The 16,197-nt window shown below is 33.4% G+C and carries 17 protein-coding genes and 1 riboswitch; of the genes, 12 read left to right on the top strand and 5 right to left on the bottom strand.

Annotated features, from left to right (window positions below; genetic code table 11):
- Nucleotides 1-22 precede the first annotated feature (22 nt).
- From ACSBO6_RS16525 to ACSBO6_RS16515, 3 genes are all read left to right on the top strand, one after another.
- Nucleotides 23-793, top strand: a complete 771-nt coding sequence (locus ACSBO6_RS16525) for an enoyl-CoA hydratase (RefSeq protein WP_286138547.1) — start codon at nucleotides 23-25, stop codon at nucleotides 791-793.
- Between the two features lie 56 nt (nucleotides 794-849).
- Nucleotides 850-1,623 (top strand): electron transfer flavoprotein subunit beta/FixA family protein, encoded by a 774-nt coding sequence (locus ACSBO6_RS16520; protein ID WP_098848573.1) that lies wholly within the window; start codon nucleotides 850-852, stop codon nucleotides 1,621-1,623.
- A 67-nt stretch (nucleotides 1,624-1,690) separates the two neighbouring features.
- Nucleotides 1,691-2,668, top strand: a complete 978-nt coding sequence (locus ACSBO6_RS16515; RefSeq protein ID WP_098848572.1) for an electron transfer flavoprotein subunit alpha/FixB family protein — start codon at nucleotides 1,691-1,693, stop codon at nucleotides 2,666-2,668.
- Nucleotides 2,669-2,842: 174 nt separating this feature from the next.
- Here the strand turns inward: ACSBO6_RS16515 and ACSBO6_RS16510 are convergent, their stop codons facing one another.
- The 3 genes from ACSBO6_RS16510 to ACSBO6_RS16500 all read right to left on the bottom strand — a co-directional run bounded on the left by ACSBO6_RS16510 (nucleotide 2,843) and on the right by ACSBO6_RS16500 (nucleotide 4,168).
- The gene (locus tag ACSBO6_RS16510; protein ID WP_098848571.1) at nucleotides 2,843-3,082 is read right to left on the bottom strand and encodes a hypothetical protein; all 240 of its coding nucleotides are present in this window, start codon (nucleotides 3,080-3,082) and stop codon (nucleotides 2,843-2,845) included.
- A 260-nt stretch (nucleotides 3,083-3,342) separates the two neighbouring features.
- Complete coding sequence (locus tag ACSBO6_RS16505) at nucleotides 3,343-3,501, bottom strand: FbpB family small basic protein (protein ID WP_098848570.1); 159 nt, start codon at nucleotides 3,499-3,501, stop codon at nucleotides 3,343-3,345.
- A gap of 196 nt (nucleotides 3,502-3,697) precedes the next feature.
- Nucleotides 3,698-4,168, bottom strand: coding sequence for a GNAT family N-acetyltransferase (locus ACSBO6_RS16500; protein WP_098848569.1), 471 nt, complete (start codon nucleotides 4,166-4,168; stop codon nucleotides 3,698-3,700).
- 170 nt (nucleotides 4,169-4,338) lie between these two features.
- Here ACSBO6_RS16500 and trxA point away from each other — a divergent pair, with 170 nt between their 5' ends.
- The 3 genes from trxA (at nucleotide 4,339) to ACSBO6_RS16485 (ending at nucleotide 7,071) form a co-directional block, all read left to right on the top strand.
- Complete coding sequence (trxA, locus tag ACSBO6_RS16495) at nucleotides 4,339-4,656, top strand: thioredoxin (protein WP_056472391.1); 318 nt, start codon at nucleotides 4,339-4,341, stop codon at nucleotides 4,654-4,656.
- A gap of 277 nt (nucleotides 4,657-4,933) precedes the next feature.
- Nucleotides 4,934-5,371: a MarR family winged helix-turn-helix transcriptional regulator gene (locus ACSBO6_RS16490; protein WP_098848568.1), complete on the top strand. Its 438-nt coding sequence runs from the start codon at nucleotides 4,934-4,936 to the stop codon at nucleotides 5,369-5,371.
- A gap of 77 nt (nucleotides 5,372-5,448) precedes the next feature.
- Nucleotides 5,449-7,071: an MDR family MFS transporter gene (locus ACSBO6_RS16485; RefSeq protein ID WP_098848567.1), complete on the top strand. Its 1,623-nt coding sequence runs from the start codon at nucleotides 5,449-5,451 to the stop codon at nucleotides 7,069-7,071.
- Between the two features lie 110 nt (nucleotides 7,072-7,181).
- On the opposite strand, the gene ACSBO6_RS16480 is transcribed toward ACSBO6_RS16485, so the two are convergent.
- Nucleotides 7,182-7,619 (bottom strand): PepSY domain-containing protein, encoded by a 438-nt coding sequence (locus ACSBO6_RS16480; protein WP_098848566.1) that lies wholly within the window; start codon nucleotides 7,617-7,619, stop codon nucleotides 7,182-7,184.
- 144 nt (nucleotides 7,620-7,763) lie between these two features.
- On the opposite strand from ACSBO6_RS16480, the gene uvrC reads away from it, so the two are divergent.
- Together uvrC and ACSBO6_RS16470 are read left to right on the top strand one after the other, a co-directional pair.
- Nucleotides 7,764-9,539, top strand: a complete 1,776-nt coding sequence (gene uvrC, locus ACSBO6_RS16475) for an excinuclease ABC subunit UvrC (RefSeq protein WP_098848565.1) — start codon at nucleotides 7,764-7,766, stop codon at nucleotides 9,537-9,539.
- Between the two features lie 68 nt (nucleotides 9,540-9,607).
- Nucleotides 9,608-9,783, top strand: a riboswitch (Lysine riboswitch).
- Nucleotides 9,784-9,885: 102 nt separating this feature from the next.
- Nucleotides 9,886-11,127, top strand: a complete 1,242-nt coding sequence (locus ACSBO6_RS16470) for an aspartate kinase (protein WP_098848564.1) — start codon at nucleotides 9,886-9,888, stop codon at nucleotides 11,125-11,127.
- Nucleotides 11,128-11,658: 531 nt separating this feature from the next.
- Here the strand turns inward: ACSBO6_RS16470 and ACSBO6_RS16465 are convergent.
- On the bottom strand, nucleotides 11,659-12,105 hold the full coding sequence (locus ACSBO6_RS16465; RefSeq protein ID WP_098848562.1) for a YslB family protein: 447 nt from the start codon (nucleotides 12,103-12,105) through the stop codon (nucleotides 11,659-11,661).
- 300 nt (nucleotides 12,106-12,405) lie between these two features.
- On the opposite strand from ACSBO6_RS16465, the gene ACSBO6_RS16460 reads away from it, so the two are divergent.
- From ACSBO6_RS16460 to ACSBO6_RS16445, 4 genes are all read left to right on the top strand, one after another.
- Nucleotides 12,406-13,041: a succinate dehydrogenase cytochrome b558 subunit gene (locus ACSBO6_RS16460; RefSeq protein WP_098848561.1), complete on the top strand. Its 636-nt coding sequence runs from the start codon at nucleotides 12,406-12,408 to the stop codon at nucleotides 13,039-13,041.
- A 12-nt stretch (nucleotides 13,042-13,053) separates the two neighbouring features.
- A complete protein-coding gene (sdhA, locus tag ACSBO6_RS16455) occupies nucleotides 13,054-14,820 on the top strand; it encodes a succinate dehydrogenase flavoprotein subunit (RefSeq protein ID WP_098848560.1) in 1,767 nt (588 codons plus the stop codon).
- Nucleotides 14,821-14,827: 7 nt separating this feature from the next.
- The gene (gene sdhB / locus ACSBO6_RS16450; protein WP_098848600.1) at nucleotides 14,828-15,589 is read left to right on the top strand and encodes a succinate dehydrogenase iron-sulfur subunit; all 762 of its coding nucleotides are present in this window, start codon (nucleotides 14,828-14,830) and stop codon (nucleotides 15,587-15,589) included.
- Between the two features lie 196 nt (nucleotides 15,590-15,785).
- Nucleotides 15,786-16,076: a hypothetical protein gene (locus ACSBO6_RS16445; RefSeq protein WP_098843852.1), complete on the top strand. Its 291-nt coding sequence runs from the start codon at nucleotides 15,786-15,788 to the stop codon at nucleotides 16,074-16,076.
- Nucleotides 16,077-16,197: the final 121 nt, after the last annotated feature.

Genomic DNA, 16,197 nt, shown 5'->3' with positions numbered 1-16,197 from the left:
TGAAAAATAGGGAGGAATAGATGTGAGTTTAATTCAATGTAAAATATCCGATGGTATTGCATTATTAACAATTCAAAATCCACCAGCAAATGCAATGTCTTCGGTTGTTTTTGCTGATTTAGTTAAGCGTTTAGATGAATTGGAAACTAACAATGATGTAAGCGTTTTAGTTGTTCATGGTGAAGGCAGATTTTTCTCTGCAGGTGCAGATATTAAAGAATTTACTTCTTTCAAAAATGCTGAAGATGCAGCAGCTGTTGCAAGAAGAGGTCAATTAGTATTTGATCGCGTTGAAAATTATTCTAAGCCAATCATCGCAGCAATTCACGGAGCTGCACTAGGTGGCGGATTAGAATTTGCAATGAGCTGTCATATTCGAGTAGTTGCAGATAACGCAAAACTTGGTTTACCTGAATTAAACTTAGGAATTATTCCTGGTTTTGCTGGCACACAACGATTACCACGTTATGTAGGTAAAGATAAAGCTTTAGTTATGCTTGCCACTTCTGAACCAATTTCTGGTGTTGAAGCTGGGAAAATTGGATTAGCTACAATTGTAGTGCCAGAAGAAACATTATTAGACGAAGCAAATGCATTAGCAGCTAAAATTGCGAATAAAAGTATGCAATCAATTCAATATATTCTACAACTACTATCTTCTACTAGAACGCCTTCATATCATGAAGCGGTAGAAGAAGAGTCAAAATTATTTGGCGAGATTTTTACAACTGAAAATGCAAAAGAGGGTATTTCAGCATTTTTAGAAAAAAGAAAACCAGTGTTTAATAAATAAGTAGTTTAATATTTTAAAAAAATAGATGTAGTTACATTTCCTGGGAGGGTATAACAATGAACATTTATGTACTATTAAAAAGAACATTTGACACTGAAGAGAAAATTACAATTTCAAATGGTGCAATCCAAGAGGATGGCGCTGAATTTATTATAAATCCATACGATGAGTATGCAGTTGAAGAAGCGATTCAAATTCGTGACGCTCATGGTGGCGAAGTAACTGTTATAACAATTGGTAATGAAGATAGTGAAAAAGAACTTCGTACAGCACTAGCTATGGGTGCTGATAAAGCTGTATTAATTAATGTTGAAGATGATGTTACAAATGCTGACCAATACACTACTTCAAAACTTATTGCTAAATACTTAGAAGATAAAGATCCTTCAATTATTTTAGCAGGTAATGTGGCAATTGATGGAGGTACTGGTCAAGTAGGCCCTCGCGTTGCTGAATTATTAAATATTCCTTACGTGACAACAATTACTAAAATTGACATTAATGGTACGACAGCTACAATCGAACGTGATGTAGAGGGTGATACAGAAATCATCGAAACATCTTTACCATTACTAATCACTGCTCAACAAGGATTAAATGAACCTAGATATCCATCTTTACCTGGTATTATGAAAGCTAAGAAAAAGCCTTTAGATGAATTAGAATTAGATGATTTAGATTTAGACGAAGATGAAGTTCAAGCGAAAACGAAAACAATTGAAATTTACCTACCTGCGAAGAAAGAAGCGGGCAAAGTATTATCAGGTGAATTAAAAGACCAAGTAAAAGAATTAGTTTCGTTACTACGTTCTGAAGCAAAAGTAATCTAATTTTATTGAATAGTAGAACTTAAATAATAGATTAATATCGTAATAGAAAATTTTGGAGGGAAATAACATGTCACGTAAAGTATTAGTATTAGGCGAAGTTCGTGAAGGATCACTACGTAATGTTTCATTTGAAGCAGTAAGTGCGGCTAAAACAGTTGCTGAGGGCGGAGAAGTAGTTGCTGTATTAGTAGGTAAATCAGTAAGTGCATTAGCTACTGAAATGATTCAATACGGTGCAGACCGTGCAATCGTAGTTGAAGATGAAAAATTAGCTTCATATACTTCAGATGGATATTCTCAAGCACTTTTAGCAGTTATTGACCAAGAAAAACCAGAAGGTCTAGTATTCGGTCATACAGCTTTAGGAAAGGATTTATCTCCGAAACTTGCTGCTCGTATGCAAAGTGGTCTTATTTCAGATGTTACAGCAATCGAAGTAGCTGGTGGAAATATTGTTTTCACTCGTCCGATTTACTCAGGTAAAGCATTCGAGAAAAAAGTAATGGTAGATCCATTTATTTTTGCGACAATCCGTCCAAATAACATTGCATCATTAGAAAAAGACGCTACTCGCACTGGTGATGTAGCAACTGTTTCAGTTGAAATTAAAGACTTACGTTCAATCGTCAAAGATGTTGTGCGTAAAGCAAGTGAAGGTGTAGACCTTTCAGAAGCGAAAGTAGTCGTTGCTGGTGGCCGTGGAGTTAAGAGTGAAGAAGGCTTTAATCCACTAAAAGAATTAGCTTCAGTATTAGGTGCTGCTGTAGGTGCATCTCGTGGTGCATGTGATGCTAATTACTGTGATTACTCATTACAAATTGGTCAAACTGGTAAAGTTGTAACACCTGACTTATATATTGCATGTGGTATTTCCGGAGCGATTCAACATTTAGCTGGTATGTCAAACTCTAAAGTAATCGTTGCAATTAACAAAGATCCAGAAGCTAATATTTTCAAAGTAGCTGACTATGGAATCGTTGGTGACTTATTCGAAGTATTACCTTTATTAACAGAAGAATTTAAAGCTGTATTAGTTAACTCTTAATATAGAAACTATAAATAATCCCACAAGAGCGTAGTATCTTGTGGGTTTTTTGTGTATTTTCAAGTGCACACCACCTAAATGACCTTAAAAAAAATAATGTAAATAAAAAAGAGGGGCTAAAAATATTTAACCACCTCCTTTATGGTTCTTCTATTCGTTTACAAGCCATTGTCATTACATCCTAACAATGACTGATCCACCGCCACTTGTTACAACTTGATTTTGTTTTTGTTCAAGTTGTCTAAGTAATTCATTATTTGCTTCGATTGCTTTTACAAGGTTTGTAATTTGATTTTCAAGATTGATGAACATCTGCATGATTGATTGATGATCGTTTTGTATATGCCCCCCTGCACCGTTTCTAATAGGATGTTGGGGATGATGCGGATGTGAATTCCAAAATGGATGATGCATATTTTTACCTCCAATTTCTAGACCAATGTACTATATAGTACGTCTATATTTTGTAAGAGTTCGCCTATTTTAGTTGACTCAGGAATTTTTGCTACATATATATACGAGAGAGAATCCTTTACGTTTTAATGAATTTTTGTGGAGAATATGGATGCATATATAAGAAGGAATTTGGTTTATGGGATCCATTGAACATTAACAAATAGGTAAATCTTTTTTGAACAACAAAAAAGTAATCCCGCTACAGGATTACTTAAAATTTAAGAAATAGCTTTGTTTAGTTTGCTTTTTTTTGATAATAATTCGTGGCGCATTTCAATTTTTCTTTCGATTTTTTCGATTTCCTCTTTGTTTCGTAATAAAGATTGTCTATTCTCATTAACTAGTTGATTAAACGTTTTACGTAAAGGTTTCCTCATAAATGCCACTCCTATCATGTTAAGTTTTTTGAATATTATTATTATATTCAATAATATATTAACATAAAAATCTGACAATTATCCGAGTGAGATATTACGAATTTGTGACAAAAGTAGCGAATGGAATTGTTACCCATGGACTAGATCAATAATTTATTGAGGTTCAGTCAAGTAATAATTTACCGTTTAAATAGTATTATGAATAAATTTTTTCATATACTTCTACTTCAATACCATCAGCATTCGTTTTATTTTCTACATATATAAACCCTTGTGATTTCCAAAAAGATTTTGCTTGTTGGTTATTAATTAACACACCTAATCGCAAACCGTGGATATTTCTTTTTATGAGTAGCTCTTCAAATAACACAAATGCGTTTGTTCCAAACCCATATCCATGGTAATCATGATGGATCATTAAAAGACCTAGCCAAGGAAAACCATCTTTTGGATTTAGCGCTAAAAAATCAATCAATCCTATATAAGTATCATCTAATTTAATAAAATAAGTTTCTGTTTGGTGTGAGGAAGCAAAATATTCCTTCATTAGTTCTTCTTTTGTCCGTGTTAAACAACCATTCTCCATTAAATTGTAATTTTGATTCGAATTTGTAATTTCTTCAATTACTTCAATTAAGTCTGATGTAATTCTTTCAAATGTTATCATGATTTTAATCCTTTCATTAGTATATCAACCTTTTGTTTGGAAATAGTAAGTTTGAGCAAATAAATAGAAAATGCTAATTCTCATGTGGTATACTTTCTTTAAAATTATAACAAATTATGTCAATCTACATATTTTACTTATGTAGCTTGCGCAGGTAGGAGGAAAAATAAATGGCAATTGTTAATGCAACAAACGCAACGTTCGCAGAAGAAACAAAAGAAGGTGTAGTATTAGTTGATTTTTGGGCAACTTGGTGTGGTCCTTGTAAAATGATTGCTCCTGTATTAGAAGAATTAGCTTCTGAATATGGAGAAAAAGTTAAAATTGTTAAAGTTGATGTTGATGAAAACCAAGAAACAGCAGCTAAATTTGAAGTTATGAGCATTCCATCATTATTCGTTCTTAAAGACGGCGAAGTAGTTGAAAAAACTTTAGGTTTCAAACCTAAAGAAGCTTTAGAAGAATTAATTACTCCACATATTGGTTAATCATAATTTGTAAGAAATGCACTCATAATATGAGTGCATTTTTTTTTTTGCATTTTTAATAAATAGCTAGCGAGAACTCTTATGATAAAACCATCTCCTAAAGCCAAAGAAAGTGTTTTCATTATCATTAGTAAAATAAACAATTAAAGTAATGTTAAAAATTTCTAATATAAATTTGATTGACTATTTTTCTGTCACGTTTTATATTTAATAAGCATTATTATTTAACATACATTAAATATTTACTTGAATTAATTTTTAAAGGGGGTTAAATTTATTGGGTAACAAAAATGAGTACATTGAACGGATTCAGATTGCACTTCAAAATACTATTCATAAAATGCAACCAAAGGTGACAGAAAGTATGAATAGTCATGGTGTAACAGCTACTCAATTTTTTGTTTTAATGTACTTACGAAAAAAAGAAAGCTGCAAAATATCTGAAATAGCAGAGATGATGGGTGTAAAACCAAGTGCGGTATCATTTATGATTGATCGACTAGAACATAATGATTTTGTATATAGAGAACATGATAAAAAGGACCGTAGAGTTGTAAATATTATGTTAACTGAGGAAGGTATAAAAAAATTAGAAACAGTGATACAGGATCGAAAAGCAATTTTTGAAAGTTTCTTGTTTAACCTTTCTGACGACGAGTTATTACAATTTGCAAAGATTACTGAAAAGCTTGCAAATGCTGCAGCAGAGTTATAGAAATTTTTACAAAATACTTTTTTGTATTTCTAATTATAAAAAGAAAAAAGATATGAAAGTGAAGGGAGAAATCTATTTTGACTACAGATACAGTTGTTCAAAAAGATGGCAGTCGTAAACTATTGCTTATTGGTCTAATAATAGCAATGTTTTTCTCTGCATTAGATGGTACGATTGTTGGTACTGCAATGCCTAAAATAGTTGGAGACCTTGGTGGTTTAAGTATGATGACTTGGCTTACAACAGCATACTTATTAACCTCAACTACTGTAGTACCAATCGCAGGTAAATTAGCTGACCTTTTAGGTCGTAGAAGTGTTTATATTGCTGGTTTAGTTATATTTATGGCAGCTTCAGCATTATGTGGTATTGCCCATAACATGACTGAATTAATCATTTACCGTGCTATTCAAGGTATCGGTGGCGGTGTAATGATGCCAATGGCGATGATTGTAATCGGGGATATATTTACAGGTAAAGAACGTGCGAAATTCCAAGGGGTTTTCGGTGGTATTTACGGTTTAGCATCAGTAATTGGTCCACAAATCGGTGGTTGGATTGTTGACTCATTAAACTGGAAATGGGTATTCTACATTAACCTTCCAGTAGGGATTGTCGCAACTATATTTATTGCATTAGGTTTAAAAGGAAGAAAAAATACTGGACCAATCAATTTTGATATCGCTGGTATGGTGACGATGATTGTCGGTGTTGTAAGCTTACTCCTTGCTTTAAGTTTAGGTGGAGTTGAATATGATTGGAACTCTTGGCAAATCATTAGTCTTTTTGTTTTAGCAATAGTGGGGATCGTTAGCTTCGTTATTGTGGAAAATAAAGCGAAAGAGCCAATTCTACCAATGCATTTATTCAAAAATAGAACTTTCGTTACATTAAACTTAGTTGGATTCTTTATGACAATCGCGATGTTTGGTGCAATCATGTTTGTACCATTCTTTATGCAAGGTATTGTAGGTACTAGTGCCACAGAATCAGGTACAATCATGACTCCAATGATGATTACAATGATTATTGCAAGTATTATTGGGGGGCAAGTTGTATTTAAAGTTGGTATTAAACCTCAAATTATGACAGGGATGTTCGTCATCGCATTAGGTCTATATTTATTAACAACTTTAGATATGGATTCAAGTAAAACAATTGCAACAATTTTTATGGGAGTTATGGGTCTAGGTATTGGTTTAGTCATGCCGACAATTACATTAGCTCTTCAAGAAGTTTTTGATAAGAAAGAATTAGGAATTGTTACATCTTCTAGTCAATTCTTCCGTTCAATCGGTGGTACTTTTGGGGCAACTGTTTTAGGTGCTGTTATGAATAGTAAATCGGGAACACTTTTAAATCATGATTTAGTTCCTTATTTAAATAAATTACCAGCACAAGCTGCAACATTAGTAGACAAATTTAAAGATATGATTAATACAAATCCTCAATCAGTCTTTACAATGTTATTTAATGAAGATGCTAAAAAGTTAATTCCTAAACCAATTTTAGAAGGTATGTTACCAATAATAAAAACATCATTAATGGATTCATTACATCAAGTATTCTTCGTCGGATTAGGATTCATAATTGTTGGTGCAATCGTAACATTATTCCTTAAGCCAATTAAATTAACAAATAGAAAAGCTGGAGATAAAGAAGGTAATGAGCAAGTAGAAGTGGAAACTGCGACTTCTTAATTTCTCAAGCTGTAATAATAAAAGTGAAAACCATCCAGAGAATTTTGGATGGTTTTTAGCTTAAAAAGAAGGTTCCCATGAAAAATCTGTGGGACAATCTATTTATTTTTTTAAATAGCGGTTGCGGTTGATACTTTTTCTTTTCTTTTTTTTATTTTACGTTTATTACTCCACAAAATCCAAGATAGGGCTAACCCTGTTCCGGTAAGTATAAAAAGACCGATGCCACTAATTAGACCAATTATGCCGGTATGTAAGCTTTTAGCTGAAAATGCAGAATGCTCAGGTCTTTTTCCAAAATTTTGGAATGGAGTTTGAAAATTAGCATCACTTTGTCCATTTTGAAGAGGATTGTTTTGAACGCTATTTTGAGAGTGTTCTTCTCCATTAAACTGACTACCGGATGGTAACTGATTTTGCATAGGAAATCGTCCCTTTTCTTCTTCACCTTTATTGAAATACAGGATAATTCCTGTAGCCGATTCGATTAATAAGAAAACCGATACAATAACACCAATCCAAAAATGAACTACTCTTACTTTTTTCATCTTATCATTACTCCCTTTTTTTAGATGAAATAAAAGTTACATTAGAAAACTTAATTTTTACTTAATATGATTAAAGTATTTTCAGTTTTCAAATGTGGAGATTATAATATTATGTGTACAATTGCACGAAAGAGGTGAGAGGAAATGGACAATCACTTAAAAGAAAAATTAGCGCTTCTACCGGATCAGCCTGGTTGCTATTTGATGAAAGATATTCAAGGGACGATCATATACGTAGGAAAAGCTAAAGTCTTAAAAAATAGAGTTAGATCTTATTTCACTGGATCACATGATGGTAAGACCTATCGATTAGTTCAAGAGATAACTGATTTTGAATATATTGTTACGTCTTCAAATATGGAAGCTTTAATTCTTGAGATGAATTTAATTAAGAAATATGATCCGAAATATAACATTATGTTGAAGGATGATAAATCATACCCCTTTATTAAAATAACTGCTGAAAAACATCCTCGCTTATTGATTACGCGAAATGTAAAAAAAGATAAAGGAAAATATTTTGGCCCATTCCCTAATGCTACTGCCGCAAATGAAACAAAAAAATTATTAGACCGTCTATATCCATTACGAAAATGTTCTTCATTACCAGATAAAGTTTGTTTATATTATCATATTGGTCAGTGTCTTGCGCCTTGTGTAAAGGAAGTAACTGATGAGCAAAATCAGGACATAGTAAATGAAATTGCCCGTTTTCTAAACGGTGGTGAAGATCAAATACGAAAAGAGTTAGAGGCAAAAATGCTTGCTGCATCTGAACAATTAGATTTCGAGCGGGCAAAAGAGTATCGAGATCAAATTGTATCAATTGAAACGACTATGGAAAAGCAGAAAATGATGAGTAGTGATTTAATTGATCGAGATGTATTTGGATACGCGGTTGACAAGGGTTGGATGTGTGTTCAAGTATTCTTTGTTCGAAGTGGAAAATTAATTGAAAGAGATGTATCTTATTTTCCTATTTACGATGAACCTGAGGAAGAGTTCTTATCATTTATTGGGCAATTTTATGAAAAACCACATAATATAAAACCAAAAGAAATTTTTGTACCAGATAAAGTGGATACTGAAATTTTAAAAGGTTTATTAAAAATTCCTGTATTCCAACCAAAAAGAGGTCAAAAAAAGGAACTAGTTGTATTAGCAAATAAAAATGCCAAAATTGGACTCGGTGAGAAATTTAAATTAATTGAACGTGATGAGGAAAGAACCGTAAAAGCAATCGAAAAATTAGGAGAGATTTTAAATATTGAAACACCATATCGAATAGAAGCATTTGATAATTCAAATATACAAGGAACAAATCCTGTTTCAGCAATGGTTGTCTTTATAGATGGAAAACCTTCAAAAAAGGATTATCGCAAATATAAAATCAAAACGGTTGTAGGACCAGATGATTATGATTCAATGCGTGAGGTAGTTCGTAGAAGATATTCAAGAGCTCTAAAAGAAAATTTACCTTTACCTAACTTAATAATTGTGGATGGTGGGAAAGGACATCTAGCTGCAGTTGAAGATGTACTTCAAAATGAGTTAGCTTTATTCATTCCAACAGCCGGTCTTGTAAAAGATGAAAAACACCGCACTTCAGAGTTATTAATAGGACAACCACCTCAAATTGTCCAACTTGGTAGACAAAGCCAAGAGTTCTTTTTATTACAAAGAATTCAAGATGAGGTACACAGATTTGCGATTGAATTCTATCGTCAGCTTCATAGTAAATCAATGGTTCAATCTGCTTTAGATGGCATAGCGGGTGTTGGTGGAACAAGAAAGAAAGCCCTTCTTAAACATTTTGGATCAGTTAAAAAAATAAAAGAGGCATCAATCGATGAGTTAATTGCTGCTAAAATGCCAAAAAATGTTGCAGAAGAAATTTTTCAGCATTTCCATAAAGAGTGATACCAATAAATTTATCTTGACACTATTTTCAAAATAATTTATATTTTAGTTAAAATTAAATGATTTTCTCTCGTAATAGAGGTGCAAAACTTAAGAGTATGCTGTCATAGACGTGTGGCGTTGTGATGGACAGTTGAAAGGGAGTTTTGCCGAAATAAAATGAATCCACAATTCATTTTGTTGGGACTGCATTTAAGAAATGTAGTACTGTCGCATAATAATTATGCGGGGAGCTATTGAAGAGATGTTGATGATTTGTCTATTTTATTTGTAAATTAGGCGCGTGAACATTGCTTCACGCGCTTTTTTGTATTCTTTTTTAAGTAAAAAGTGAGGATGAGGAAAAATGGGAATTATTGTCCAGAAATTCGGTGGTACTTCAGTAGGCTCAATTGAACGAATTCAGCATGTTGCAAAAACAGTAACTAAATCATATAAAGAAGGAAACCAAGTAGTTACAGTCGTATCTGCTATGGGACATCATACAGACGAACTAGTTAGTTTAGCAGCTCAAATAAGTCCACAAAACAGTAAACGTGAATTAGATATGTTACTGACAACAGGCGAACAAGTTTCAATTTCATTATTAGCAATGGCAATTCAAGCACTAGGTTTTAAAGCTATTTCTCTTACTGGTTGGCAAGCTGGAATTCAAACTGAATCTGTCCATGGGAATGCGCGTATAGAAACAATTGATACAAAACGAATTCAACAATTACTTAATGAAGGATATATCGTCATTGTTGCTGGTTTCCAAGGATTAAGTGAAAGCAATGACATTACAACATTAGGCCGAGGTGGCTCAGATACTACAGCGGTAGCATTGGCTGCTGCTTTAAATGCAGAACGTTGTGATATTTACACGGACGTATTAGGGGTTTACACTACGGATCCAAGAGTTGAACCAAAAGCATCTAAATTAAGCCATGTCTCTTATGATGAAATGCTAGAGCTTGCAGCGTTAGGAGCTGCAGTTTTACATCCTAGAGCGGTAGAATTCGCAAAAAATTATCATTTAATTATTCAAGTTCGTTCAAGTCAACACGATGAAATCGGTACATTTATTGGGGAGGAAACAGAAATGGAACAACAATCAGTCGTAAGAGGAATCGCATTCGAATCGAATGTAACAAGGATGACTTTAAATGGTTTGAATAACCATGTAGATTTATTGCCTAAAATCTTTACTTTACTAGCAAGTGAAGGAATCGATGTAGATATTATCATCCAAAGCGTAACATCAGATAACTTAGTAAATCTTTCATTTTCGATCAAATCTGAAAATATGATGGAAGCAATAACAGTTTTAGAATCAAAGAAAGAGTTTTTAGGTTACCGCTCATTTGATTTTGAAAGTGAACTAGCTAAAGTATCAATTGTCGGCAGTGGAATGGTTTCAAATCCAGGTGTTGCTGCGAAAATGTTTAAATTTTTAGCAGAAAGTAAAATCCCTGTAAAAATGGTAAGTACTTCTGAAATTAAAGTATCAACAGTAATACCAAAATCAAATTTACAAGAAGCAGTTCATGCTCTTCATAACGGCTATCAACTAGATCGAATTAATGAAGCAGTAGTAGTAGAAAACTAAATAGAAAAAATAAACCCTTTTAGGCGTATACTTTCTTATTTATATAGGCTTGAAATATTGAGTTAATCAATATTGATCACGTCCATTTACCTAAGCTTATATAGTATAGAGATCGCGCTTTAAAGGGTTTTTTATTCGTTAAGCGAATAAATTATATAAAGATTCTGTAAATTTAAAATAAGTAAGGAGAACGGCTAAATGGTGAATAAATGAAGGAGGTATTAATAATGAGGCATAGTTTACTTGCGTTCAGATTTGGAGAAATTGTGCTACAGTTTGTTCTATTAATACTCGCCATTTTGTTTTTTGTTTCTATTTGTTTAATCTTATTAAATTCTATTATCAAAGGAGTTAAGAGAAACAAAAATTTTGAGAGAATTAGAAGACAGGATCAAAGTAATGAAAGGAAAGAGCAGGGGTAGGACGTTGAACTTTTCTTAAAGTATTTGAACTTATATTTCAATTTTTTATGAAAAAATCATCCTAATGAAACACCACAAGGAATAAAAATTTCCTTGTGGTGTTTTCATTTTATTTTCTTGTAATAGGATCCTTTAAATCCCATTTTACTTGGAATTTTACTTTATCGCCTCTTTTACTTTGCTCTTCATATGTTTCAGCAATTACATCGATTTGCTGTTGAATTTGCATCGCTAAAAATCCAGCTTCTAATTGGTAAGATACGTTCTTTTTTTGTTGATTTCTATATGTAATTAATTCAGAAGATAATGTTAAATGAACTTCTTGCTTCTTTTCTTCTTCAACAGTAAGAGTACCCCAACCAGCTTGGTCAAAAAATTCAATGATTTCTTCAAAAGTTGCTAATGGATATTTTCTGGCAAGCATTTTACCCGCCCAATATAAAATATCATTTTGCTCTTTTCCTAATAAATCACTCAATAGATCGTTTCGTATAAGCTCATAGCCAAAACCAGAAATATTTCCCGGAATATTTAAATTTTCAATGCCGTTCGTCATGGTCGGATAACTCTCCCTTTCCTAAAAAACATGTTTTTATTATATACAATATTTACTAGTAAAAACAACAATTCGACAATTGTAGATTACAAGGATTACCAATCTAATTGAGAAGTTTTTTCAGTAAATAAAAATGTACGCGTTTTCTTGACCTGCTATATTATCAGGAGTAAAATGGGTTGTAGATAAATGTCATAAAAATTTCGACTTTTTATGCGTATTACTAAATTATTCTATTTTTTTAGAATAATAGAGGAATCAAATTTTCATGTGCACAAACTAAAGGGGGCAGGGGTTTACATGAGCAACAAGAATGGAAGGGAGTTTTTCTTTAGAAAACTTCATTCATTGCTAGGCGTTATTCCGGTTGGAATCTTTTTAACACAGCACTTAGTTGTCAATCATTTTGCAACAAATGGAGCAACATCGTTCAACAAAGCTGCTGATTTTATGGCGAATTTACCATTCCGCTATTTTTTAGAAATTTTTATTATTCTCTTACCAATTTTATACCATGCAATATACGGACTATACATTGCGTTCACTGGAACTAGCAATGTTAAAAATTATGGGTACTTACGTAACTGGTTATATTTATTCCAACGTATTTCTGGTGTAATTACTTTAATTTTTATTACTTGGCACGTATGGCAAACACGTATCGCTGCTCAACTAGGAGCAACGGTTGATTATAATATGATGGCTGATATTTTTAGTTCGAAATTTATGTTAGTTTTCTATATAGTAGGTGTTATTTCAACAATTTTCCACTTTGCTAATGGATTATGGTCATTCTTCGTTTCTTGGGGAATTACTGTAACACCTAGATCACAACGTATTTCAACATATGTTACATTAGGTGTTTTCGTAGTATTATCAATCGTTGGATTACGTGCTATCTTTGCATTCATTGATCCACAACTAGCGAATTTGTAAGGAGAGAGAGTCATGAGTGGGAAAATAATTATCGTCGGTGGCGGATTAGCTGGTCTTATGGCAACAATTAAAGCCGCTGAAGCTGGCACAAAAGTAGATTTATTTTCATTAGTTCCCGTAAAACGATCACATTCAGTATGTGCTCAAGGTGGAATTAATGGTGCGGTTAATACAAAAGGTGAAGGTGACTCTCCTTGGGAGCACTTTGATGATACAATTTATGGTGGAGATTTCTTAGCAAACCAACCACCTGTAAAGGCAATGGCAGAAGCAGCACCGGGCATCATTCATATGATGGACCGTATGGGTGTAATGTTCAACCGTACGCCTGAAGGACTATTAGACTTCCGTCGTTTCGGTGGAACGCAACATCACCGTACAGCATTTGCTGGTGCTACGACTGGACAACAATTATTATATGCATTAGATGAGCAAGTTCGTCGTTACGAATCTGAAGGTCTTGTTCAAAAGTATGAAGGCTGGGAATTTTTAAGAGTTGTAGTTGATGATGAAGGAGTTTGTCGTGGAATCGTTGGACAAAACTTAACTTCAATGGAAATCGTAAGTTTCCCTGCGGATGCTGTAATTATGGCATCTGGTGGCCCTGGTATTATCTTTGGTAAAACGACAAACTCAATTATCAACACTGGTTCAGCTGCTGCAGCTGTATATCGTCAAGGTGCCGTTTATTCAAATGGTGAATTTATTCAAATCCATCCAACTGCGATTCCTGGAGATGATAAAAACCGTTTAATGAGTGAAAGTGCTCGTGGTGAAGGTGGACGAGTATGGACGTATAAAGACGGAAAACCATGGTATTTCTTAGAAGAAAAATATCCTGCATATGGAAACCTTGTACCAAGGGATATTGCTACACGTGAGATTTTCTCTGTATGTGTTGACCACAAACTTGGTATCAATGGTGAAAACATGGTTTATTTAGATCTTTCACATAAAGATCCACATGAACTTGATGTAAAACTAGGTGGAATCATCGAGATTTATGAAAAATTCACAGGTGATGATCCGAAAAAAGTTCCAATGAAGATCTTCCCAGCAGTTCACTACTCAATGGGTGGATTATGGGTTGACTATGACCAAATGACTACAATTCCTGGTTTATTTGCAGCTGGTGAGTGCGATTACTCAATGCACGGAGCTAACCGTTTAGGAGCTAACTCATTACTTTCTGCTATTTACGGTGGAATGGTTGCTGGACCAAATGCTGTACGATACGTAAATGGTTTAGCTAAATCTTCAGATGATGTGGCTTCTACTGTATTTGAATCAAATGCTAATGAAGAAAAAGAAAAAATGAATCGTATTTATAAAATGGACGGTAAAGAAAATGCATACCTTCTTCATAAAGAGCTTGGAGAGTGGATGACAGACAACGTTACTGTAGTTCGATTCAATGATCGCTTATTAAAAACTGATGAAAAAATTCAAGAACTTTATGAGCGTTATCAAAACATTAATATTAATGATACAGCTAAATGGAGTAACCAAGGTGCTTCATTTACTCGTCAACTTGAAAACATGCTCCACTTATCACGTGTGATCACATTAGGTGCATATAACCGTAATGAGAGCCGTGGAGCTCACTATAAACCTGAATTCCCAGAGCGTAATGATGAGGAGTTCTTAAAAACTACAATGGCTAAATTTGATGAAAAATCTAATTCACCATTATTCCATTACGAAGATGTTGATACGTCATTAATTCAACCAAGAAAACGAGATTATTCTAAGAAGAAGGAGGACAAAGCAAATGCATAATGGAACAATGACTGCTGAAAAGACAATTACTGTAATTGTTAAACGTCAAGATTCACCGAACACTGCGCCATATGAAGAAACATTTACTGTCCCTTATCGTCCGAATATGAACGTAATCTCGGCTTTAATGGAAATTCGTAAAAATCCTGTTAATTCAAATGGAAAAGAAACGACTGCAATTTCTTGGGACATGAACTGTCTTGAAGAAGTTTGTGGGGCATGTTCTATGATTATCAACGGTAAACCAAGACAATCATGTTCTGCGCTTATTGATAAATTGGAACAACCAATTCGTCTTGAGCCAATGAGTACATTCCCTGTAGTACGTGACTTACAAGTTGATCGTAGTCGTATGTTCGATTCTTTAAAACGAGTTAAAGCGTGGATTCCAATTGATGGAACGCATGACTTAGGTCCTGGACCAAGAATGCCTGAAAGAAAACGTCAATGGGCTTACGAATTATCAAAATGTATGACTTGTGGTGTATGTTTAGAAGCTTGTCCAAACGTTAATAGTAAATCTAACTTTATTGGACCAGCTCCGCTTTCACAAGTACGTTTATTTAATGCTCATCCAACTGGAGAAATGAATAAGGAAGAACGTCTACATGCAATTATGGGAGACGGTGGACTATCAAACTGTGGTAACTCACAAAACTGCGTACAATCTTGTCCAAAAGGTATTCCTTTAACTACTTCAATTGCAGCGTTAAACCGTGCAACAACAATTCAATCTTTCAAAGACTTCTTTGGAAGCGACGAAATATAATAAACAAAAAAGCATGTCCTTTTCGGGACATGCTTTTTTTATAGTTAGAAAAAAATTATTGTCGATTAACTGATTATCAAAAAAAATTTCTCAGAGCAAAAAGTAAAGCATAACCGAAAATAATGGTAAACGAAATAAGCAGGTATAACTGTGTTAATGTATAGTTAGGAAAAACATACAGAAAGGAGATACTTAAATGAGAAAAATTTCTTTAGGTGAGATCGATGAGAGAATCGAGGGAAATCTTAATAAAGTAAATCTCCAAATTTTACAAACTATTCAAAGTGAACGGAAGAGTAGTACTAGAATGCGAAGTGTAGGTGAGAAAGAAGCTCTGAATCAATTAAGTATATATGAATGGAAAAAAGCGATAAGTTTAAGGAAAATAAAAAAATTGGCGAAAGGAAACTGTACTATGATTACAATTGATGAAATAAAAGAATATATGCGTACCACTAAAGATTTACCTAAAATGGAAAAAAGATAGAATTCACATTAATTATTACTCTAGATGTGTAAGCTGTCATCATTTTTTCAATTTAATATTGAAGAATAAAATGGAATTCATTCGTTCAATTGCATATTCTAATGTTTTTTAAGATTATTAT

The organism is Bacillus sp. AL-1R (assembly GCF_052180195.1).
Classification (GTDB): Bacteria; Bacillota; Bacilli; order Bacillales; family Bacillaceae_G; genus Gottfriedia.
This window is presented reverse-complemented; position numbering and strand designations above follow the sequence as displayed.